This is a genomic window from Sarcina sp. DSM 11001 (genome assembly GCF_900101015.1).
Lineage (GTDB): Bacteria > Bacillota > Clostridia > Lachnospirales > Lachnospiraceae > CAG-791.
Genome location: NZ_FNFZ01000038.1, coordinates 1 through 23,614, shown reverse-complemented (window position 1 = coordinate 23,614; position 23,614 = coordinate 1). Strand labels below are relative to the sequence as shown.

The 23,614-nt window shown below is 43.5% G+C and carries 20 protein-coding genes and 1 pseudogene; 20 read left to right on the top strand and 1 reads right to left on the bottom strand.

Annotated features, from left to right (window positions below):
- The 11 genes and pseudogenes from BLT02_RS17600 to BLT02_RS15245 all read left to right on the top strand — a co-directional run.
- The coding region (locus BLT02_RS17600; protein ID WP_347475030.1) for a hypothetical protein at positions 1 to 260 on the top strand (260 nt) is incomplete at its 5' end.
- A gap of 471 nt (positions 261 to 731) precedes the next feature.
- The gene (locus BLT02_RS15295; protein WP_139187697.1) at positions 732 to 2,375 is read left to right on the top strand and encodes a hypothetical protein; all 1,644 of its coding nucleotides are present in this window, start codon (positions 732 to 734) and stop codon (positions 2,373 to 2,375) included.
- On the top strand, positions 2,345 to 5,032 hold the full coding sequence (locus tag BLT02_RS15290) for a hypothetical protein (RefSeq protein ID WP_139187695.1): 2,688 nt from the start codon (positions 2,345 to 2,347) through the stop codon (positions 5,030 to 5,032). Before BLT02_RS15295 ends, BLT02_RS15290 begins: the two co-directional genes overlap by 31 nt.
- Before the next feature lie 282 nt (positions 5,033 to 5,314).
- Entirely contained in the window at positions 5,315 to 5,563 is a 249-nt protein-coding gene (locus tag BLT02_RS15285) for a hypothetical protein (protein ID WP_092997464.1), read from the top strand.
- 51 nt (positions 5,564 to 5,614) lie between these two features.
- Positions 5,615 to 5,830 (top strand): hypothetical protein, encoded by a 216-nt coding sequence (locus BLT02_RS15280; protein ID WP_092997461.1) that lies wholly within the window; start codon positions 5,615 to 5,617, stop codon positions 5,828 to 5,830.
- Between the two features lie 96 nt (positions 5,831 to 5,926).
- Entirely contained in the window at positions 5,927 to 6,538 is a 612-nt protein-coding gene (locus BLT02_RS15275; RefSeq protein ID WP_092997458.1) for a hypothetical protein, read from the top strand.
- 328 nt (positions 6,539 to 6,866) lie between these two features.
- Entirely contained in the window at positions 6,867 to 8,717 is a 1,851-nt protein-coding gene (locus tag BLT02_RS15270; protein ID WP_092997456.1) for a hypothetical protein, read from the top strand.
- A gap of 1 nt (position 8,718) precedes the next feature.
- On the top strand, positions 8,719 to 9,606 hold the full coding sequence (locus BLT02_RS15265; protein ID WP_092997453.1) for a hypothetical protein: 888 nt from the start codon (positions 8,719 to 8,721) through the stop codon (positions 9,604 to 9,606).
- 402 nt (positions 9,607 to 10,008) lie between these two features.
- Entirely contained in the window at positions 10,009 to 10,800 is a 792-nt protein-coding gene (locus BLT02_RS15260; RefSeq protein WP_092997450.1) for an SDR family oxidoreductase, read from the top strand.
- A gap of 708 nt (positions 10,801 to 11,508) precedes the next feature.
- Entirely contained in the window at positions 11,509 to 12,072 is a 564-nt protein-coding gene (locus BLT02_RS15250; RefSeq protein ID WP_242869849.1) for a DUF6088 family protein, read from the top strand.
- 14 nt (positions 12,073 to 12,086) lie between these two features.
- Positions 12,087 to 13,085: pseudogene (locus tag BLT02_RS15245) on the top strand (nucleotidyl transferase AbiEii/AbiGii toxin family protein).
- A gap of 193 nt (positions 13,086 to 13,278) precedes the next feature.
- Here BLT02_RS15245 and BLT02_RS15240 read toward each other — a convergent pair.
- On the bottom strand, positions 13,279 to 13,770 hold the full coding sequence (locus BLT02_RS15240; RefSeq protein WP_139187693.1) for a hypothetical protein: 492 nt from the start codon (positions 13,768 to 13,770) through the stop codon (positions 13,279 to 13,281).
- Positions 13,771 to 13,816: 46 nt separating this feature from the next.
- On the opposite strand from BLT02_RS15240, the gene BLT02_RS16950 reads away from it, so the two are divergent.
- From BLT02_RS16950 to BLT02_RS15195, 9 genes are all read left to right on the top strand, one after another.
- Positions 13,817 to 14,095 carry a hypothetical protein gene (locus BLT02_RS16950; RefSeq protein WP_139187691.1) on the top strand — a complete coding sequence of 93 codons (279 nt, stop codon included), beginning with the start codon at positions 13,817 to 13,819 and terminating at the stop codon, positions 14,093 to 14,095.
- A 71-nt stretch (positions 14,096 to 14,166) separates the two neighbouring features.
- The gene (locus tag BLT02_RS15235) at positions 14,167 to 14,757 is read left to right on the top strand and encodes an MBT domain-containing protein (protein WP_139187689.1); all 591 of its coding nucleotides are present in this window, start codon (positions 14,167 to 14,169) and stop codon (positions 14,755 to 14,757) included.
- Between the two features lie 355 nt (positions 14,758 to 15,112).
- The gene (locus tag BLT02_RS15230; protein WP_092997435.1) at positions 15,113 to 16,606 is read left to right on the top strand and encodes a ribonuclease III domain-containing protein; all 1,494 of its coding nucleotides are present in this window, start codon (positions 15,113 to 15,115) and stop codon (positions 16,604 to 16,606) included.
- Positions 16,607 to 16,874: 268 nt separating this feature from the next.
- Positions 16,875 to 17,399 (top strand): hypothetical protein, encoded by a 525-nt coding sequence (locus tag BLT02_RS15225; protein ID WP_092997432.1) that lies wholly within the window; start codon positions 16,875 to 16,877, stop codon positions 17,397 to 17,399.
- Entirely contained in the window at positions 17,386 to 18,105 is a 720-nt protein-coding gene (locus BLT02_RS15220; RefSeq protein ID WP_092997429.1) for a DUF6036 family nucleotidyltransferase, read from the top strand. Before BLT02_RS15225 ends, BLT02_RS15220 begins: the two co-directional genes overlap by 14 nt.
- A gap of 313 nt (positions 18,106 to 18,418) precedes the next feature.
- Entirely contained in the window at positions 18,419 to 18,763 is a 345-nt protein-coding gene (locus BLT02_RS15215; RefSeq protein WP_092997426.1) for a hypothetical protein, read from the top strand.
- A gap of 79 nt (positions 18,764 to 18,842) precedes the next feature.
- A complete protein-coding gene (locus BLT02_RS15210) occupies positions 18,843 to 20,567 on the top strand; it encodes a carboxylesterase/lipase family protein (protein WP_092997423.1) in 1,725 nt (574 codons plus the stop codon).
- Positions 20,568 to 20,935: 368 nt separating this feature from the next.
- A complete protein-coding gene (locus BLT02_RS15200) occupies positions 20,936 to 22,825 on the top strand; it encodes a hypothetical protein (protein WP_139187687.1) in 1,890 nt (629 codons plus the stop codon).
- A gap of 438 nt (positions 22,826 to 23,263) precedes the next feature.
- A partial coding sequence (locus BLT02_RS15195) for a transposase (protein WP_175453702.1) occupies positions 23,264 to 23,614 on the top strand: 351 nt, incomplete at its 3' end.

The window sequence follows — 23,614 nt, the reverse complement described above, 5'->3', positions numbered from 1 at the left end:
GCGCCCCCTATAAACGCACAAACAGTGAGCTGGAAGCATGGTCTTTCATCAACCATATAAGCCTTTTGTATTTTTACGGGATAGTCAAAGCACTGCGCGAAAATGAACTCACCGAAAAATATTCCCCCGAAGATATTCTGTCCATCGGGAAGAATATTTATCGGGTCAGGGAACATTACCATTCTGAGGATAACCGTATTTCTGAAGTGCCGAAAAAGGAGCTCGATCTACTGACATGCCTGGGAGTAAATTTGCTCTAATATTCAGGCACCAGATTACAGGAGGCTATCTACGTAAAAACTTAGTTTTCTGTGTTCATATGTAATGGCGGCTCTAGAAAAAGCACAAGGCATTACCGTCGGACAAAAAATGAGATAAAGGCAGATGAGAGGATATTAAGAACAATAAATGAAAAAAGCCTGCTTTTTTCCAGTCAATTAAACCGTATAAAGATTACCTTTTCCAATGGGAAAACTGCTGCCTTTCAGAGATTGGACCATAATAACATCTGTACGATCACAGCAAGGAGGGTAACTGAATCAAAGGAAAAGAGCTTTGACTATGTGTGCTTTACCTCCGACGATAATCCTTATACTGGAATCGCGTTTGCCTTAAAGCCTTTGAAAAACGACCGTTATCAGATCATTCCCTGCTCAGGTGTGGTCATGAATGGCCCAAATACCACAGATATGCCAACCAATCTGCAGTTTGTTATAAGCGGCAGTTTTCGTGTGAAAGACGGAATGCCGGACAGTAATTCTTCCGAGGAAAACCAGGAAGCTGTGGAGGACCTGGCAACCGTAATGGAATCCTGCATAAAAAATGTTCTACATCAGGGACTATTGGGAATGTCGTTTTTCTCGGTTCTACCAAATTCATCGGATGAAAAATCGTTCATTAATGCACCACTGATCCGGGCAATAAAGACTGTCTGCAGCTATTATCCACTATTTAAAAATCGAAAGGGAACGATAGTCTCCAGAAACAGTGTTGCTTATGGAACAGAGGATGTGACAAAACTCTTTCCGCAGGAAATTGCAGGGCTTGTTCTGGGAAATAAATATTGGGTTGAACCTTGTAATGCCGGCAGCAGAGAAGAACGCTTTTTGATCGATGTTGGAATACCATTCTATGACCGTGAACGCTTTTTGAAGGAACTTTTCAGAAAGGAGAACCTGGATGACTGCAGCAGGATCCTTAAAGAACAGAATGACCGGTGGTTGAGGTCATTTTATATCTTCTGTTCTGAACCGGTAGCGGATGATACTACGAAACGGCTGATTATATCAGGGCTCAAGAGTATCCGGTCGATAAGAGATTCCAAAGGGAACATGCAGTATCCCGGCGAAATTTCGCTGGCTGCCCAAGCAGAGAGGGCAGGCAAAAAATCTATTATTGTTAAGCCTGATCTCATATCACCGTCTGGCTCTGATGATGAATACTCTGCCCAAATCAGAGACTTTTTCCTAAATGACCTTAGAATTAAAGAGTATTCACAGAAACCTGAAATGGAAGCCCTGGCCAGTTCAATGATGAGCAAGAGACAGCCCATTGACAGGACCTACGCAGGAAAGCTGCTGTCACTTGCAAAATTTGACAAGGCCTGTCCTGGGGAGATTGATTTCTCAGCTTATGCCATTTTCCCGTTTGAATCATCCAGGGGGCTTCGCAGAGCCAACGCAAACGAGCTGGTGATCGGAAAACCATTTGTAAGAGAAGGGAATCTTCTTGCATCGGCAACAAAGAGAAATCCTATCTGGAAAGGACTAAAAGCCCTTTTAAGTGAAGAAGATCTTGACATTGTTTTGGCATTTGCAGAAAGAAGCGGTGCGATAGGCTTACCCAGAATAATCAGGCAGAAAGCTGAGAAGCACAGGGATTTTTCAGACAGATTGTTAATCTTGGGCAGACAAGGCGCCAGAGATACCGATTATGATTACACGATTCCGGGATTAGAGGACCTTCTAAAAAGAAGATCCCTTCAGCTGAGCAGACTGGTCTGGGACGCGTTGCGGATGAATGACAATTCTGATGCAGTCCTGCATGCAGAATACTCTGTCAATAACAGAACTGTTGTCAACCGGTCTGATTCAAGCCTGATCCTGATATTAAGAGAACGTACATGGGTGCCCGGCAAGGACGGCAAATTCTATATGCCGGAAAACATTAAGATTACAGATATCCATGAAGACCTTGTATTCGACAAAGACAATCCCATTTTGCATGCCTTGAATTTCGGCTCAGGAATTAAAAAACGAGAGAAAGCAATTAAAGATTTGGAGAAGCTGGCAGCCAGAGAAGGCTTGCGGCTTATTTCGGAAGAAGAATATCAAGAGTTCATTAAGTGGAAGAAGCAGACTTCTCCTCAACAATAGTCATAGAAATACCAGATATGAAAAAACACTCGACTATGTTTGACACCATCATAAACATCAGCGCTTATAAAGTTTTGCACAGATTATTGCAAAACCAACCTGATCAGATGTTCAGGCTTACTGATCAGGAACTCGATGATATTATAAAATACGATATTCTGAATATCATGGCCTCCTATCGCAATATGATGAGCCCATCACAGAAGAAATATGTTGCGGAACTTCTTGAATCAGAGATGGGATTTGTAAATATATCCAGCGTATTTGATGATCTTTCAGATTCCATGAAAGATGAGATTTACATTCCCTATCTATTAAAACTTATTAACAGAATTAATGTTCATCCTGTAGTTACGGCAGCATATCAGGTTTTGTTTAAGTATTGCACTAATCTGATAAAACCTCACATGCATTCCGGGCTTTATGTATATGATTATCTGGCATTAATGAATACGGCTTATTTCTCTGTGATCGCAGACGGGTTAGGAGTACCTGAATATTTTTCAAGGTATATGAAAGAAAGCTACGGGCCTTGCAACTATGATGAATTTGTAGATTACATATTTGAGAAGAATTCAGGCGATATCGATTGGGATCTGGAAATTGACCTGGATGGTATAGATAAATTTTTGGAAGAAAACGGGAATACTAATATATTCAAAAAAACACAGCATGGGGACAATTCTTTTACAGGTGCAGCCGAGTTTTTTGATATCGTTAACATAGTAACAGATCTACGCGGAGAAGATATTACCCAAACTAAAATCAGGGAAAATGATAAACTGCTGTTTTCAGTTTCGCGTAAGACCGGTATTCACAACATTAAAAGGACAATCATTTCTGGATTCGACTGCTGTTTCTGTGAATCAGACGATTATAGTGAGGAGTATATCATCATACAGCGCTATTCTTCATATTATCGAAAGTTTATATATGATAACAATAGTCTTGAACGATTTCTGGAAGAAATAAGCAGCACTGTAATTGAACTGGACATGAGTATATGGCCGGTTCATATAATCTTTATCAAAGATGAAACAGAACCCACATTCCCAGAGGAGGCGCTGCGAAGCGAGTCGCAAACTTTTCCCCGATATATCTTTTCAAAAGAAGAAGCTATTGCTTTTATACAGGATAAAGATCAAAGGTACATCGAAGGTGATGATGGATACAGGTTATATATTGTAGATAACAGGTGGATTTTAAACGATACACTATATGTCCCTTATCTTAAGATTGCAACCGTAAAATATGGACTGGAAAATGACTCAAACATCAATATCAAAGTCGTATTTTATGAAAGTAAGAATAAGAAATTATGGGCTGAATATTCTGATTCTGATACAGATCCTGACAGGTGGAAGACTTTAGGTTTAATAAGAATAAGTAATTTCTACTCAAATCAGGGTTATGAAAACAAGCCTTCACTTCCTTCTTTGCCGCATATTTACGCAGAGATATATGTGAACGATGGATTTTATGGACAGGTATCTATTAATTGTTCGTATAAACAGATTCAGAAAGAAACTATGTTACTAAAAACTTTTGCAAGTGAATCTTTCGGACATTACGTTGGGAAAACACAGAAACCATTTTTTCCAATTGTTACCGCAAAATACTGGGAGAAACCAAATGACCTGTATGTGCCATATTTGAAGATAGATGTTATCAATCAAAAAAGAGAACCGGCAGAACTGATATATGTAGAAGCGGTATATTATAGCATGAAAGCCAGAAACCTGTGGTCGTATTCGTTTTCGCCGCTGGTTTCCGATAAAAACACGCCTCTAAAGCAAGGGTATCGAAAGACTGCCTTCCTTATGGCTTCTGTTGGTTACGAGAACCAGGTGGCTAAAGATAACCTGCCGGACATAACAGCAGAGATATTTATCAATGGAGATTTCTACGGGACGACTACTATTGACTGCAGTTATGATTATAACAAGTATGATTTGCCGTTGAATGAAGAGCCTGTGACTATAGATAATGACTATGTTAAAGTGAACAATAAGGATTTTTATCCAGTAGTTAAACAGAACCGATGGAAGAAAAACTCGGACATTTATGCACCCTTCCTTCAGTTTGATGTCATAAATCAGCAAGAAGAGCCTGCTGATCATCTCGACTTAGATGTACATTTCTATAATACAGATGAATCGGAGTCCTGGGGACATTATACGAATTCGACACTCCTGGCCAATGTCTATTTAAGACCAGGATTCAATATTTCTGCCTTTGCAAGTTGCCCGATAGGCTATAACAACATGTTGGAAGCGGAGGCTCTGCCTAATTTAGAAGCACTTGTATTCATTAACTCGGTTTACTATGGTTCTGTTAAAATCAATAGAGCGTATGAAAACATAAGTACAAATGAAACCCTGACCATGGACGAAAAAGACAATGATAGACAAAGCAACGAAGGCAATGTCTGGAATGAAAAATCATTTTTGGGGAATATGGGTTATTCAACAAGAAAGCTGGAGAATGAAAGACATGAAATCTTATATAAGGCTGTCAGGGAATATGGGAAGCAGCGTATTGTAGATCATATAAGTTTCCTTGTTAACATGCGCATAGCACAGCAGAATGGTGCAGAGAAGTATAAGAAAGCAATTAAAATCTGGAAAGAAGATTTGGTTTATGTCAGGAATGTTTGACCTTTATTGGTAAAAGTGGAGTTATAGATAATCATGGAAGAAATGTATGCAAATGATTTAATTGGGTTAAGCGTGCATGTATACATGAAAATAATAAATCAAATGATGTATAAACCGATTACATTTGTCATAACAGTTTTATGTGGCCAAAATACATTGTTCGGTTGGAATACTGCGGTTTTCCACAGGTTTTGTTATAAAAGATTGGTGTAGTTCTACTTTTTACGCTGGCAAACTTTTGCAAGTACATTTCTGGTTTATACAGGTTAGGATGGAAAATCTATGACAGAAATCGAAGCCGAAAACAACTACATGGAAGAATCCTTATGGGAAGTTGAGCATTTCCTCGCTCAGGAGAACATAGATAAAGACCTCCTGAACGAAGCAATGATTGATAACATGGCGTATCACTACTATAAGAACTACAATTACTATGACATGGATGATGAATATGCCCTGCGGGCCGCAGTCAGTGTGGTATTGGACGAAAATAATATCACGTTAGATGGATTCGAAATGTGGCTTCCGTAAGAAAGAAATATAGATCCCGTAAGAAATAAGAAAACTGCAGGGAAGGCAAAAATGAGTTGGAAAGTTAAGCGGATTCAGGAAGATGACTACGGTTGTGAGGAGCGTCAGGAAAATGTAAAAACCAAAGTGATTGTTACTTTGGTCGATAAAAATGGCCAGGAGAGGCAGATCCGGGTCGTGGATGACTGGCTGTATGCAAAGGGGATCAATGAGGGAGACCTATGGCCTGACACATTACCTGTAGATGCCGGTATTCATCTGAGATGATAACAGGAATGCTGGTGTGCTTTTGCATTCCAAAATAGATAATTATCAAATGACAAATCACAATAACTCTAATGGAAACACTACCAGGTAAAACACATGAAAAAGAAGAGTATAGTTCTGATTGCAGTTCTGGCAACAGTGATAACTATTGCAGGCTGCGGAAGCCCCGCGGGAAAGTCTTTGGAAAAAAAGACAGAAGCTGAAGAATCAGGTGCAATTGTTATTCAAGACGATGGAGTTAAGACGACAGAAAGCATGCAGACTTCTGAAGAGGTAATCGAAAGACAGGAAATGCCTGATTCTGAAGCATCAGATGCGATTGAAACAATAGATTATGAGCGGCTAAATTATTCTGCTGCAGAAGGGGAATCGGCACAGATTACGCAGGATGCAGTAAAAGGGAATTCTGGGGATATTCTGCAAGATGTCTTAAATGGAAACTCTGAGCAGGGAGACCAGTGGGAGGCAGAGGAAACCGATTCTATCAGCGAATACTTTACCAATGAACAGCTCAATCATATCCGGCAAGCCCTGGGAATCCCGGATGATCTGCCAGTTAAAATAGAGATTGGTGATCCTTACTATTGGGAGGGCGGAGACATGGATCTTATCCAGATCGACTTCTATCATGAAGGAGAGTTTGTTGCAGGCGCAGCCTTTAAGCCCTTTACGGAAGAAATGGCTCGGAATATTTATCAGTATAGGTAAAACTACACGAAAAACAGTTTTCAGGTATTGCGTTACAGTAAGCAATGATATAATTATCTGTAGATTGCTGCCTCTATAATTGAAAAGTATTGGAAACGCTCACACTTTACGGATATCAAATGACTGAAAAGTGAGAGCAGGCAAAGGACGATGCTGGATATCCAACAGATTTATTTTGATCTGTGAAAGAGAGGCCGCGAAGCTGGAAAAGCATGCTCCTTTGAATTACAGTATCTATACATTCCATAATGTAATATCTTGACGGACTAAGTCTGTCGACATCATTTGGACTGCGCGGTATTTGAACCTGTCAGAGAAAGGCTGGGATATGATGAGGACTGAAAGTATTAAAATAAAAATTACACGAAAACTGATTTCCGTGATTTTTCTCTGTGCAATTGCGATTTCTGCTATAGGACAGAATAGTGTTTTTGCGGTAAATGGCTATGCTGCTCAGGCCGGGACAGATTTTTCGACAGAGGAAAGCGATGGAGGGGACCAGCCCGCTTCCTTTTCTTCAATGTCGGATAAACAGCTGAGCTCGATCTCGATGCTGAATCATATGACAGTACTGTCGCAGGAAATCAATGCCTCATCCAACAGTAAACTATATCTGGATAATGCCTATTCTGATATTGTCAATAATATTAATCCCAATGCTGTTGATGAAGACTCTCTGGATCAGATCAAAGTTCTCCTGAATACGATATATGCCTACCAGAGCATTGAGACAAAGCGGGAGCGCTTGAAATATATTTATGAACAGAACCAGGCAAAGGCTTTACAACAGGCTGTTCCAAACCCGATTTTGATACATGCAGGGACTTTAGCCGGGAGCCCGATGCAGGCGTTGTTCGCAATATCTTATATGGCATATGATGCTGCTTCGAGCTATAAAAACTACTTAAATAATGTGGAAGCCAAATACCTTGAGGATGGATGGGTACTGGAAGACAGTGCGGCTGAGAGCCTTCATGAGAGCCGCAAAGAAGCGTTTTCCTATATGGTGGAAATGTGCCAGAAGCATAATCTTGACGGAAAACTCGCACTCAATGAAAAATCCGTAGAGAGCTTTGTGGAATGGGAAAACAATACAAATGCCACCAGAAGGATTGATTATCTGGAAAAAAACAAACAGACCTATCAGGCCTATGGCAAGTATTGGGTGGTACTGGCAGAGAGCTACTATGAAAAGGGTGATTTTGCCAAGTGCCTTGACGCAATTACTGCTTATGAAAATATGCACATAGATACTTTCAGGAAGGATCATGATCTTGCGAAAGCTTCTTCTATGGCTATTGCTGCCGCACAGGAATCTCAGAATGCACAAAGCTACATCTCGACCGCTGAACATTATCTGGATTTGTTATTAGCTAATATTGAACCGGAGGACTGGATGCTGCGCTATTTTGCGGCACAGACTTACGTGGATTTATATTCGAAAACAAAAAAAGAATCTTATCTTCAAAGTGCCTACGATCTTGCGGAAACAAATGTCAATTACCTGATTGATGTTCAAATGGACAAGAATAATGAATATCTGGCTGACATAGTTAAACAGAAAGTTCCTAAAAACGCTACAAAGGAACAGGAAAAAGAAGTTAAAACCTTTAATAAATGGATAGAGGAAGAACGTAAGGTGGCCCTGCCCCCCGTTTACCAGCCTCTGGTTTCCAATTGTGATCTTTTATTTGCCCTGGCGGATGAATTGAACATTACAGACTCACAAAAACAGAAGATTGAAGACATCCTTTTTTCCGGAGATCAGCCCCTGTTTATGACGGAGCCCTTGAACGCCTTGTACCATTTTGATCACAGTGCTGATTCAGCAGAGTATGCTATTGAGTTCGATGGTAAGACTTTTGAAATTCCGGTTACAATGCTGGAACAGGGAACGACCTTGAAGGTAACTGTTAAAGAGGGCGGTAAAGACACAGTGTATGAGGATTGGTCAATTGATGAAGTAGATCGAGAAGAGAAAGGAAAAGTCGAGACATTTACTGCTGAATATAAAAGTAAGGAGATAAAAAAACAGAAATACTCGGCCGATTCCAGAGTGTTCCTTGATGTCATTCCTCCTGAGGGCAGCAGCTATAGCGGAAAACAGCTCGAATTCAAAACTAAAGCAGGAAAGAAACTGTTTCTCCTTAAAGATATAGACTTTGAAATGGTGAAGTGATTTGAAGACCTTTATTAAATCTGTATTGTCGATAACAATAGCCTGTATTCTGGTCATGTCATCACTGATTACGTGTTATGCCCATCCGAAAGCGGAAGAGCATGATAAGGAACTGGAAGCAGTACTTTTTGAGAGAGGATATTCCAAATACCAGGAAAAGATAAAGGATTATGTGGCTGCAATTGAATCTGCTTCCAGCCTTGCAATCGACCAGTATGGAGGTACCGGAGAAGATAAATACAGACAGCTAAAAAAATGGGGGATGGGAGGCCTCTCTCATACATTTGACGAGATTGATTATTCAGAGGATTTATTCGGGAAGGGGACAAAGATAAACCCGAATACGCACCGAATGTTCACTCATCAGGGGTGGGATATAGACTATGGTAATCCAAAAGTAAATAAATTTTGGAAAACCAGAAAAAAAATTCTGCTCGGGACAGTCAATTCAATCTTTGACTTCGGGAAATTTCCTTTAATTGGAGGATACAGCGATAAATGTAACAGCCTTGCGGGAATCATATACTTCGTTCATATACTGGGCGATTATGCGGAAGCGAATAACAAAAAACAAATACTTTATCTGGCAGACCTGTCCGGCAGGATTGACGGCTGCGATATGATTCCTGCTCTTCAGGAATATATCGAGATTCTATTCCAAGATCAGAAATCATCACCGGACTATAAGGATTTAAAGGAAGGACTAGACGACATAGGAGATAAGGCTGGCAGGCTTGTCCGGTCTACCGGCGGTGTTAATACAGATGAAGAGTTTCAGGAATATCATCAGTACGCATTGGATTTGATGGAACTGCTCCAGGACCACATGCCTCGGCTATTGAAAAATGAAGAGTTTTTTAGGAATGTGTTTTATCCCAATGCAGGATAAAAACAGTGATTATTAGACAATACCGCCCGGAAGGACCATATTATGATGAGTCAGTCCGGGCGGTGTGCATAAGTATTTATGAACGATATATTTTTCAGGAAGATAGGTTTAACTCAAGCGGCAGAGATGCGTTTGAGAATTTTGAACATGTTTTTCCCGCCTATGGATGTTTGAATATTAACCAGTAAATAACCTTAGTTGATTGCATGGTGATGGACTCGATTTCGAGTAAATCACTTCATGTTTCTATTATTATAACAGACTTTGCAAAAAACGTAGACTAAATGTAGAAGCCTGTGTAGGAAAACAGATCCGGGTCGAGGATGACTGGCTGTATGCAAAGGGGATCAATGAGGGCGACCTATGGCCTGACACATTACTGAAAACTAAGGAGTATATATTTTGAGAGTTCTTGTAACAGGTCCCCGGGGGTTTGTCGGGGCGCGGATCATGGATGAACTGGGGCCGGAGGCAATTCCTTGTCCTTCACTTCAATCTGTTGATGAGGAGGGGGTCCGGCGGATTGTGGACGCAGCACGGCCGGATCTGATTATCCATACGGCAGCTATTTCTGACATCCCTACTTGCGAAAGTAATCCTGAGGCATCCTATCGTGCTAATGTAGAACTCCCTGTCTGGCTCGCCCGTACAGGTGTCAAGTGTGTCATGTTCAGCACTGACCAGGTCTATAGCGGATGTATCGGGGAGGGACCCTATACAGAAGAGGAGACAGCGCCGACAAATCTTTATTCCTGCCATAAGCTGGAGATGGAGCAGCGGACACTGGACATCAATCCTGATACGGTTCTTCTTCGTGCGACCTGGATGTATGACATGCCAAAATACGGTGTTCCCAACCGCGGAAATTTTCTGGTCAATATGCTGCGCCAGCCGGAGATTTCTTTTTCCTCTACGCAGCATCGCGCCGTTACCTATGTGCGGGAGGTATCCGGCCTGATTCGTCAGGCGGCTCTTCTCCCCGGAGGGGCCTACAATTACGGGAGTGAGAATGCTCTGACAATGTTTGAGACAGCACAATGGCTGAAAGATGCTCTTTCACTGCCTGTTAACATCACGGATGCAGGCAATCGCCACCATCTCTGGATGGAATGCACCAGAATCAAAAGCCACGGAATTCATTTTTGCAATACGATCGACGGTCTGAAAAAATGCATAACAGATTATAATCTCTAATCGTTTATACTTAAATTGAATGTCATGGGGACGGTCCTTTCGTTTCTGTCCCCTTGCTGTATTTTGTACTTTAAGGAAGAATTTGAAAAGATGCGTGAGGCAGGCATGACTACTGAAAATGTGCTTGGATGACCATCTAACTCGTTTCCGCTTTATTACGCTTTTTCTTTATAATACCTATGATGCTATGGTTCGTCTGGATGAACTATGGGAGGGCAATGATTTCCATAGAGGAGACAAGATGAGGATCAACGAGGTGAGAGCGGTTCTGAAGCGTATAAAAGAACAGCTTCTTAGGCAGCAATGACGATTCAGCTTCAGGTTATTTCTGAGCATAAACATCCAAGAAGCAAGTGAATTCTAATGATAAGTCCAGATCAGGCAGGCATGTCTCTCAGCAGGAAATAAAGGAAGACCTGCAAACAGAGAGAAAAGAATACGGTGATTACAATAATCTTGTTGTCGTTGCAACGGGGGCACATACTATAATACTGACAAGTCAAAAGGACACTGAAATCAGGATCCTTCGGACTTGTCTTTTCTTTTGGCCGGCTGCCGGGTCAGGGTAAACGGGGCAGAAATATATTTGTCCCTGAAAATATATATAATTGGGGACAAATGATTGAAAATGTCCCTAATAATATATATAATTAGGGACAGGAGGCGCGGCTGGTTATGAAATCAAGTACATTAATGCAAGACAGGATTATGAATGCACCATTTGGATCTGCGTTCGTTTTGTCGGATTTTACAGATCTGGCTGAATATGAAACTGTCAAGAAGGGAATTGCCAGACTTGAATCAAAAGGCTATCTCCGCAGAGTCTGCAGAGGGGTATATGATAAACCGAAGTTCAGTAGCCTTCTTCAAGAGTATGCGGTTCCGGATCCGGACGCAGTAGCGCATGCTATAGCAAGAAATTATAACTGGACGATTGCCGCAAGCGGAAACACTGCGTTGAACCAGCTGGGTCTTTCGACCCAGGTTCCGGCTAACTGGTCTTATATAAGCACAGGTCCATACAAGGAATATACAGTCGGGAACATCAGACTGGAATTCAAGCATCGTGCAGCCAGTCAGCTTGGCGGAATGTCTGATAAGACGCTTCTATTAATTCAGGCCCTGAAAGCTCTGGGGAAGGGAAACGTCAGTGATCTTGATCGACAGAAGCTTCGCGAACGTTTCTCGGAGGAAGTGCGGGTAAAGATCCTGTCAGAATCACAGCACACGATCAGTTGGATCTATTCGGAAATAAAAGCAATCTGCAGCTGAAAGGAGAGGACTACATGTATAAGATTGCTGGGGTTGAACCGGAAGAACGTGAAATATTGTTTCAGAACACAGCATTCCGTAAGGGGATGAATGCGGCGATTATCGAAAAGGATTTCTGGGTGTGTCTGACATTGGATTATCTGTTCCACAGATGCAGATGGAAAGATGCCTTCGCATTTAAGGGTGGTACAAGCCTATCAAAAGCATACGGTCTGATTGACCGGTTTTCTGAGGATATAGATCTTATTCTCGACTGGCGGGTCATTGGTTACACAGTGGATGAACCCTGGGAGAGCCGTTCTAATACCAGACAGTTGAAGTTTAATGAAGAAGCCGAGCATAGAGTATTCAACTTTCTGCGTGATGTATTTCTTCCTGTATTCAGGGATGAGATGTCTGAAGCGATTAATGCAGGAGTGAATGTTTATATCGATCAGGATGATCCCGGTACAGTAAAGTTTAGATATCCACGATCATTTGAGAATCCATCAATATTGCAGGAGATTCGCCTTGAGATCGGTGCACTTGTTGCATGGACGCCTACGCAGTATGCAGAGATTCAATCTTATTCAGCAGAATGCTATCCGCAAGTATTCACTCAATCCTCTACGATTATTCTGACAACGACAGCAGAAAGAACTTTCTGGGAAAAAGCAACTATTCTGCACTAGGAGGCACATAGACCGGAAGGCTCAAAGCTTCCGAATAGATATTCAAGACATTACTACGATCTCTATTGTATGGCTCATAAAGGAATCCTGGAGAAAGCAATGCAGCAGCCGGACCTGTTGGTCAGGGTTTCTGAATTCAAGCAGAAATTCTACCCGAGGAAGTGGGCCAAATATGAAGAAGCAAGAATGGGTTCACTCAGACTGGTTCCGGCAGTTCATAGCCTGCCTCGCCTGGAAGAGGATTACGAGAAGATGAAAGAGATGATCTACGGTGACTATCCGTCATTCGATGAGCTAATGCAGTATATAGCCAGACTGGAAAACAGTATCAACGATTCATAATATACCTATAGAGTTGTCTTTTGACAATGAATGAATAATCGTTGCTTGGAATACGCACCCGGTATCCGAAGCACAGACTAAAAGAAAAGACAGGTTCAGATTCACTGATTAAACCTTCAGTGTGTCCGAACCTGTTTTTTGTTTCATTATTCGTACTATCTGCAGATGGCATAACAAGATGCCGGGGTCATTATTACAAACGTTTATTCTTTCCTCGCCCTTTACGTTTGGAATGAAAACCGACGCTTTTTCCCCGTTGGTTACCTTTAAGCAACAGATTCAAGTTCTTAGCAGATTCAAATACTTTGATAAAATGGGCAAATTCCTCGTCTGTAAAGTTTTCATATTGAATCCCAAGGCGGCTGCATAAGACTTTGATAGCCTTCTCTTTTGGAGTGCCGTGCAGGTTTTTTGCTTCCTGGACAGCCTTCTCCATTTCAGCGGCTACAGTGGTATCCACAGTGGTTTTGTCCGTTTTCTGTTCTTCACGGATTGAACGCAGGATCTCCATCATGTCTGTATTGATGACATGGCCGAAATATTCATCTTCATCGATTTGACCTGCTTTCAATGTACGCATCCAGAGATCTTCCGGATCTGCATCTGCTTCTTCCAGTAAGGAAGTACGCAGTGATTCAAGGTAAGAATTCATGCTCTGTATAGCTGACTTAGCATTTCGGTCCACATAGATTTCCGCGTCGATCATGAAACGCCGGAAAGAAGGGTGGGAAATGATCTTTGAGAGCAGAAATGTATTAATCTTTAACAAAAAAATCTATGCAATAAAAAAAACAGTCGAAACTCTAAATAAACAGCTCAAAGCAATACCGAAGAATATCTTTCATCGAAAAGAGCGCCGGATCATTGAGAAGAAAATTGCTTCAGAGAAGGAAAAACTAAAAAAGCAAAGGAGACATTGGAAATCTATCCTATGCAGCATCTTTATGATTCTGTCAACAGCATTGAGCAGGCATATCGGGATGCAGAAGCAAAATATGGAGCACTCCTGAAAAAAGAAGAACAGTATAGAAACAGTCTTCACACACAGAAAAATTCAAAGCAAACAGCAGGTGCGATCCTGTTGTTCCTTGTAAACGGAATGATGGACGAATTGGATCGTGACATAGATTTTGATTCATTGTGTAAAGAGATTCAAAAGGAGTGCTGCTTTAACAAGAAAATGGCAGAAAAACTGACGTCGATTTTTCTGTCCCTTTACTCCATAGCCAATAAAGAAGAATGGAAAAACAGGGAATTGGAAGGCCTTTCTCAGTTTTTGAAAAAGGATTTTACCTGTATATGGAATGGGTTCTCGGTCTGGCAGACAGAAGGCGGAAGTGTTGACTGCCACTATAAGGCAGAGATGATCCTTCGTCCAACAGAGCCAGATTGCATAGGAAAAAAACTGTTAGATTCGCTCAAAAAGAACCCTTTTATGACAAAAGAAGCTATCACTGATTTTTACGAGCATGAAATCCAGGATTATCTTGATGATGAGTTTGAAAGGTATTGCACATGTGAAGACTACTATCAGCCGGTTGTTGAAGATTTTGAATTTGATTATTATCTGGAAAAATGGTGTGAGAAGAACGGCTTTGAGATTGTATCATATGAAGGAGACGGACATGATGATGGCTACGAGCCATCTTTCACGCGGCCCTTCTATTATTAACTGACGAAAATATAGTTGTATTCATGCCATCCATGCCTTTATAATGATAAGTGCATGGATGGCATGGGGCATTTTGCTGTGTAGATATTATCCTGGTTGCTGTTTTCAAATGTTTTGTACAGTTTGGGGGCAGCAGGCAGAGAGGTAATGCACAATGATATGTTTATATGGGATCAATGTGAAGTATATGAAAGGTAAATCTGCCTGCTGGCAATGCCGAAATCTGCACAATCTGTGCCGGATTGCTCCATTGCCGGTCTGCAGTATTTTTCGTGTACATTCCATATCTGATCAGCGGTCATGCCTCCGTGTTTTGTTCTGACATACTATTCAGGAAAAACAAGGAGGGTTTTTTATGTTTAAGACAGATTTCACGGCAGATGAAGGAAGACTGGCAAAAGGGCGCAAAAGGCGTAAAGCATGGCCGGCAGACTGCCTCTGGCCTGAGCCGGTATGGGATGGAAGAGATGGAGGAATGCGTTGGTCAGCGGATGATGCGGACATAATGACACTTGATGAAGATGCGCAGGATCTTCTGGAGATTCGGGAGTATATGGACTCCCTTGTGGAAGAGGGACGGCTGAACGAGGATTATTCTTTAAATGAGGATTTTATCTCCGACTATAATGATATTTCAGATAATGATGAAGATGATGAGGAGGGGGATTCTGATGAGGAAGAAGAAGGGCAGTTTGAGCCGGAAATAGGGATCGATTACTGGGAAGAAGGATTTGATCTGGAATCCTGGGAATATGATTTTGAGGATCATATGAATCTCATAAAGATCCCCACTTCATCACATGATCCGGTTCCGGTCATAAGGGACGTGATCGGGTATGAATTTATCAATGAAAACCTGATGAGACAGGCGTTCACAAGGCGGGCTTTCGGCTTGGAGTATGGAGTCGGGGACAGTGAAGAACTGGAATTCCTGGGGGACAGCATATTGAATATGGTGGTGACCCGGGAGATGGTCAGGCAGTTTTCGGATGTTATCACGATCAAACCGCAGGCGCCATTTCGGAGCCGGTATACGGAAGGGGAGATGACAAAGATCCGAAGTCGCTTTGTCAGTAAAGAGCATCTGGCTGCCCGCGCCGCTGGATTGGGCCTTGACAAGTATATCCTGTATGGGACCGGGGAAACAAAAAATGATTCCGCCGCTGAGGATATGATGGAAGCGCTCCTGGGCGCGGTCGCAATGGACTGCGGATGGGACTGGCAGGTGCTGGAGTCGGTGGCGGACAGGCTGGTCTGCATTCAGATCACAGCACCCGACGAATTTCTGAAGACTTCCTTCTACGACCTTTTCAATGCCTGGCATCAGAGGCATTTCGGACGCATGCCGGAGTATGAGGTATACGGCAGCCAAAGAACCGGCAAACACGGTAAGCGGCACCTGTTTCATTGCACGATCCGTTTTTCGGTGCCAGACAACGACAAGGGCGTATGGACATCCCAGAGGATCGATGTGGAGGAAGAGACGCGGGGAAAGGCCAGGGAATATGCCGCGAGAAGGGCATATTACTTTGTGATGGATCAGGGACTCTGGATCAATCTGGCTGACGCCGGAATCGTTCCTTCCCTCGAAAACAGCATCAACCAGCTCCAGGAACTGTACCAGAAGAAATATCTGGAGGATAAGGCTGAATACGACTTTGAAGAGCTGCCGCAAGACCGCTGGAGATGCGAGTGCACCTGCGGCGGAGTGAACGGCTATGGCGATGCCGGCAGCAAGACGGACGCCAAAAAGAAAGCCTCCTATATGGTCCTGGTCCGCATGCTGAGCGCCGCCGGGATCTGCAAAAAAGAGTGGAAAGACGAGATGTACCGGACGGTATTGTCGTGACTGCGGGTACTGTGTAAGGGCTGATAAAAGTGAAAGCAATATTCAGGTGGACGCATTGTAACTACGCGGAAAAGCATTGTTTATGACTTACCGCTATGAATAATTCAGGGTTAGTATTCCTTATAATAGACAAACTCCCTTACAAAACCATAATAGGAGTAACGGTTCAAGTGTAGGGTCGGCAAAAACGCGTGTTAACTCTTGATTTTTTATCGGTTAACCGATAATATTAAAGAAAGAGAAATGGAAAGGGAAGGAGGCCATTATAATGAATTTTGAAAAAGAATTGAAGAAAAGGAAAACCAATATTCGGGCCTGCTCTGTCCAAAGTGATATTCCCTATGCAACGCTCTATCCGATCATTAAAGGCCAGGTTGATATCGGAACCTGTTCCTATTTCACAGTAGCAAAACTGGCCCGTTTTCTTGGCTATCGACCGGATGAAATCGTATATGAAAAAGAAGATTTTCAGACTTTCCGTAATAATCTTCATCACCGTATCAAAATCAATGAACTGGAATGCATTCTTGAAATTATCGAAAGCGATGATGTTTCCACCTACATGCGGCATGAAGACTATCTGAAGGCATTTTACCTGGTTGCTACCGTGGATTACATCAGCAGAAAGAATGATATCCCTCTGTGTGATAAGTACAACAGCGTCCGGAGTATTCGGTTAGAACAGCCATATTATGTAGGAGACTCCTCGTTGTTTGGACCAGATAAACGGAAATGTATCGATGAGTTCCTTAGATTCAATATTTACGAAGGAGATTTGTATGATGCAGTCTAAGGAAAAGATTACAAGAGCAAACGCCATGGATATCATCCGGCGTTTTGCCAAAGAATACAGAAAAACCCTTGGGAAGGCACCGGGCGAAATAATCATCGTAGGCGGCGGCAGTATCATGCTGAACTATAAATTCAGGGATGCTACGCAGGATTTTGATGTGATTCTTCGGGCCGCTTCAGGAATCAAAGATGTGATAACCAGATTTGCCGACGAGAACAATCTTCCCAGAGATTGGATGAACACTGACTTTGTAAAAACGGCATCATATTCTGATGCACTGATAGAAGTATCCCGGCATTACTGCTGGCTCAATAATCAGACTTTAGAAATCCGGACCGTCTCAGGAATCTATTTGATTGCAATGAAAATGATAGCCCACAGAGATTATCGCAACGACATCTCCGATGCGATCGGGATCCTGATTGAAGAGGCCGAAGCGGGAAATAGTTTTTCTTATGCTGATATTGAGGCCGCCTATCATAAACTGTATCATGAGGCACCAGCCCTCAAAATACAGGAACAGTTCCGTGAGATCTGTGTAAAGAGTATCGACGAATTAAAAAGCCTGTATGATTCTCAGCGGAACACGGAAGCTTCTGTGGGAGATCAGCTGATCACCTATATTGAGGACGGCGTCAATATCAACACAAAAAATGTAACAGATGTCGCAGCCCGCATCCGCGAGAAGATGAGTAAAAACCAATAATTTGCGAATACTTGCAACGCCGCACTGTGCAATAATTCAGTGTGGCGTTTTCTGAATATTCGACAGCCTCTTGACATTTGCAGGTGTTGGAAAAACTGTTATCATATTATTCCGCTTAACTGATAAATGTGATTTATGAACAGTCAGCCATGGAGAGGAAGCATGTTAATAACAGACAGCAGAATAGATGCCGGAAAAGCTTTTGACTGTTTGTGTAAATCGGGAAACCAGTTTTGGCTCCATTTTTAGAAAGGATAAATGATCTGTTCAAAGTACAAAAGACAATTGTTGGAGCAGGATTTGAGGTGTTGGTATGGAAATGAACAATAACAATCTCAATGCGTTCAGGGAAGATTTTACTAATGCTGTGCGGTTTCTTCAGGATAAATATGGAGTTACAATTTCTCTGGGAAGGATAACTTACGGGGATGAACGGTTTTCAGCAAAAATGACTGTGATAAACGGCATAGATCCGGAACATGTCGCCCGTAACCAATTCGATGCGGACGTGTGGAGATATGAACATCTCGGATTGCAGAAAGAAATGTATAACAGAATCTTTCTTGCAGAAGACGGAAAAAGATATGCCGTTCAAGGCTTTAATCCCAGAGCAAGAAAGTGGCCGATTATGGCAAAAAGAATTTCTGATGGCAGCTAAATGCGGAATTGAGGTTCCGCAAAGCTTTATTTAACAGCAACGGATTGCGGGCAAAGATAAAGGAGGACAAGCAAAGGTTATGAAAAAGGTATCAATAGGAACGCGGATTTCCACAATGCTGATGGTAATGGTATTGATTCTGGCAGGATGCAGTTCCGGAAGCGGAGAAGCTCCCAAAGGCGAAACTGCAGAAAGCGAAAGTGTCAAAAATGAAACGGCCCAAAGCGAAACCGCCGAAAGCGAACCGGCAGGTGAAACTGTAAAGATTGCCTGTGAAAACGGAGTCATGCTGGGAAAGACTGTGGATGGAGTTACTTCCTTTAAGGGAGTGCCTTACGCGAAGGCACCGACAGGAGACCTCAGATGGCGCGCACCGCAGTCCCCTGATCCGAGTGAGGAAGAAATTGAGTGCTTTGATTTCGGTTACACGGCTTTACAGTATGAGTGGCCTACTGAGCCGGCCTCATCGTTTCCGAAAAACGAGGATTGTCTCACTCTGAATATCTGGGAGTCTCAAGGGGCGAATGAAAGCGGGGAAGCCAGACCGGTTATGGTCTTTTTCCACGGAGGAGCCTATGGATGGGGCGGCACGACAGATCCCATGTACGATGGACAGAATTTTGCGGCGGCCCACGATGACGTGATCCTGATCACCTGCAATTACAGACTTGGACTCATGTCCTGGGCGGATTTCTCGCAGATTGAGGGGGGCGAGGATTATACGGATATTAATCTGGGTATTCGTGACCACATTGCCGCACTGCAATGGATTCAGAAAAACATAGCGGCATTTGGCGGTGACCCGGATAACGTGACGATCTTTGGGGAGTCCGCCGGCGGATGGTCCACAACGGCATTAACAATATCCCCTGCGGCGAAGGGGCTGTTTAAAAGAGCGATCGCCCAGAGCGGCGGTATGCCGGTCAGGGACAGGGAAGCGGCGCAGGAATTTGCGAACGTGATCATGGAAGCTGCAGGTGCGGAAAATATGGACGACCTGCTGACTATATCCGGCGATGAATGGATGAAGCTGGACATGGAAAACTGGATTGCCGACGAGTGCTGCGGGATTGTTGCGGATGGTGAGATCATCCCGGAAGAGGCTGATATGGAGCAGGCTATTGCGGAGGCAGCCCGGAGCGGCATCCAGATGATTGTCGGAACCAACAATGATGAGTGGAACTATTTCCAGGAGGATTCGGAAGGGGATACAGAGGAAGAGAAGTTTGCTTCCTGGGTTGAAGGCATGGACGCCATGTATGAGGAGGCATCTGAAGAACTGGATCAGGACGGCAAGGAGGCCCTGGAAGAACTCATCCGTTATGAAGAAAGCATTGTTCCGGAGGAATACGCTGAAAAACCGGAGGTGAAAGCTGCACTGGCCAAGTCCGGATTTGTCACAGAATCCTGGAGATATGACATTCTGCATTTCGCAGATCGGTTTGCGGATGCCGGAGGTCAGATCTACGCTTATTTATGGAAGGTTCCGTCTACATTGGACAGCATGTACAGGAGTTCTGTTCACGCTGTTGAGCTGGCCTATCTTTTTAACAATCCGGATGTGGACATTTATGCCGGTCTTGTGGATATGGATACTGCTGCGAAGGCACAGGAGGCCTGGACGAATTTTGCTAAAACCGGGGATCCGTCCATTGAAGGCGTGACATGGCAGGCATATAAGGCAGAGGACCGACAGACGATGGTGATCGAAAAAGAAGACTGGAAGTGCCTGTCAGACCCGTCAAAGACAGCGCGTGAGCTGTTATCCAGAGCCTATGGAGATAAACCTTATCAAGTATGGTGATCAGCGCCTTATATGCGCCAGCCGGAGAGCAGGGGGACGGTCTTTTTGTTTCCGTCCCCCTTCAAATGAACAAGGGGATAGAAACAAAAGAACCGTCCCCTCGTTTACTGTTCGGAATCATGGGGATGCGGTTGCCATGTTCTATTTCTTTGATCTGGATTCTTTTCCATGTGGTATAAGCAGCTATCATGCCAATGATATTCACCGGCTCTTTTGTAATATCCAATAACAGACAGCTGATGTCAGGGTTCATGGCCGGAGCCAACCTGCGCAGTTCTTTTGTTGAAAAAGTTATCGGACTGTCAAAAAGGATTCTTCTGAACAGTCTGTTGAGCTGCCGTAAAAAGAAAATAGGGAGAAAACATACGATGAAGCTTCTTCAGTTTTTAAAGAAAATCGATACATTTAGCAGCAGTATGTCCCGCGATCAACTGGAACGTCTGCTTCACGAAATTGCCAGGACAGCTCCGGAGAAAGAACGGGAAAAGCTGCTTTCTCTGTTTACAGCATTTGCTGTGGAGGACACTGACAGCAGCAGGGGAGGTACCGATGAAGGCGGAGATGGACATTCGTTCAATCATTCTTTCGATGATGATAAAAAGAACGAAAGGCTGGAGAAAGAAATAGATTCCTTAATGGAGACATTGGAAGAATTAGAAGAAGGCGAAAGGTCACTGGTCAGTGATTATAACTACGAATATGATGACTGGTACAACAGTGATGTCGATGAATTTACCTTTGCTGATCCGGAAGGTATCCTGGATGATATTGGAAAGGCCATGGAGCTTGTCCATGTCTGCATGGACCGCGAGCTTTACAGACAGGGCTTCGAATTGGCCGACCTTCTTTCCTGTGTGACGGTTTCTGTTGAAGGAGCGTATCTGGACTATGACGATGGTTGTATGGATCTGGAAACACTGAACAACCATGATCTTCTGAAGGATGATGTTTACCAGTTGTTTTTAAGAGAAGCCATTTACCTGTGTTATCTGGTCAGCGCTCCTTGGGAGAGGGCGGAGGAAATACTGCGCCTGATCGGGAACCTCCACTACCAGTTTTTTAAGCTGGAGGAGATCATGCAGATGGGAAATGGAGATCTACCGGATTTCAATGCTTTTTTGCAGGATTGGATCCGTGTCCTGAGCGCTGGCCCCGGAGGACAGTATGAGAGAATGCTGCAGGATGCACTTTCCATGATTCAGGACGAGAAATCAGCTCTCGAGGTCGCAAAACAGAGTATCCAGACGCATCCTGCACTGTTGGAGAAGCTCATGATGGAAAATCTGGATACAGGGGAGCCGGATCTGAGAATGTCGATGCTGAAAGCGGGACAGAGTGCCTTGGAACAGCTTCCCTCAAACATAATAATCCGCAGCAGGATCGCGCTGCTGACAGCATCCTATGCCGTGCGTTTGGATAATACGGAAGAATCGGAGAGATGCCTTCTGGAGGCTTTTCGATCCCAGACGACAACATTGAATTATCTGAGGCTTCGCTTTTTGACGAAAGACTGGGAGAAGTACAGGGCGAAGGCACTGGAGATATTTGAAGAAATGATCCGGGGCATCCCGGATAGAAAGGGCTCTGGCTTTTATTCTTATCATTCTGGACCTGATAATGTTCTTGGAGGAAATGACTGTTGCTGCATTTTGTACTTTCAGGAAGAATTTGAAAAGATGCGTGAGACAGGAATGACTACTGAAAATGTGCTTGGTTGGTCATCCACTTTCATGAAGAAAGGTATCGCGCTGATGCTCCTGCTGCTTCATCAGGGTGAGGATTATGGAAAAGGGATGCTGGCCATGTTGAGCCGGGCGCGGGAGGCCTGCGGATTTGATATCCGGGAATACTATCGGGGCACTGCTGTGGAAGCTCCAGAGGCTTATTTGAAGGACGAAATATCTTTTGCAGAGGAAGCAGATGATGACGAAGTCAGTGCAGATGAAAAAGCTGTGTTTTCTGATCTTCTGAAAACCTGGAAAAAAGAGGTACACCTCTCCGGGAATGACGCTGCCCTGTGGATGGAAAGGATCGATCACTGGATCGAGTGGCGTGTCGAAGGCATCATGAATGCAAACAAGAGAAACTATTATGGGGAATGTGCATCCTTTATCGCGGCTTTCGGCGAAGTACAGGAATCCAGAGGAGTCCCCAAGGCCAAAGCACTGATCATGGAACGGTATCGGGCTGCATATTCCAGGAGGCGCGCTTTTCGCGACGAACTCTGTTTATACGGAATGAAGAAACAAGCGCACTGATCCTGCGCTGTTTTGCATATTCCGGGAAGTCAAAGATCGAACCGGAGTGGGAGACAGTTGCTAATGTCAGTGACCGTGAACTGGGAGATAGGGTGGAGATAGGGGGTGGAGATAGGGCAGACTGTCCGATAACCCACCATGTTTACAGTAAAAATTTTATCAAATTACTGGCCATGCTATGATCTGATCCAGGAAGCCAGCAAACCTGGCGGACTTTTTTGTCTGTGCAGCAGCGGCTTACGCCCCTGCTGCTTCTGACTCAAGCCGTGGATCCTGCTTCCAACCATATGTCTTCTGCACGCCGCTTTTGCTGACTGGTCCCCAGCCAGCAAAAGCATGTTTCCTCTTGCGGCATCATGCGTTAACAGTTTATATAACGAATTGAGATGTCCACTGTTTTTCCTATATATAGTATAATGTATGCAGGGGGTGTACATTATGCCGTATGTAAAGACAATCGACCGGAATCAAATGTATATGACATCACTTGACATGATGGTTGATCCCGACAGCATCGCAAGGATCATTGATGCCTTTGTTGATTCGCTCGATTTGACGGGAATGGGTTTCACAAACACCAATCCATCATCAGAAGGCCGGCCTGCTTATAACCCGGGGTCATTGCTCAAGCTGTACCTGTATGGCCACAGGAATAACATGCGCTCTTCAAGAAAACTCCAGAAAGCCTGCCATGTGAACATTGAGGCAAAATGGCTCATGAAAGGTGCCGAGCCCGATTTCAGAACGATTTCCGACTTCAGGAAAGACAATGTCAGCAGGCTCAAAGAC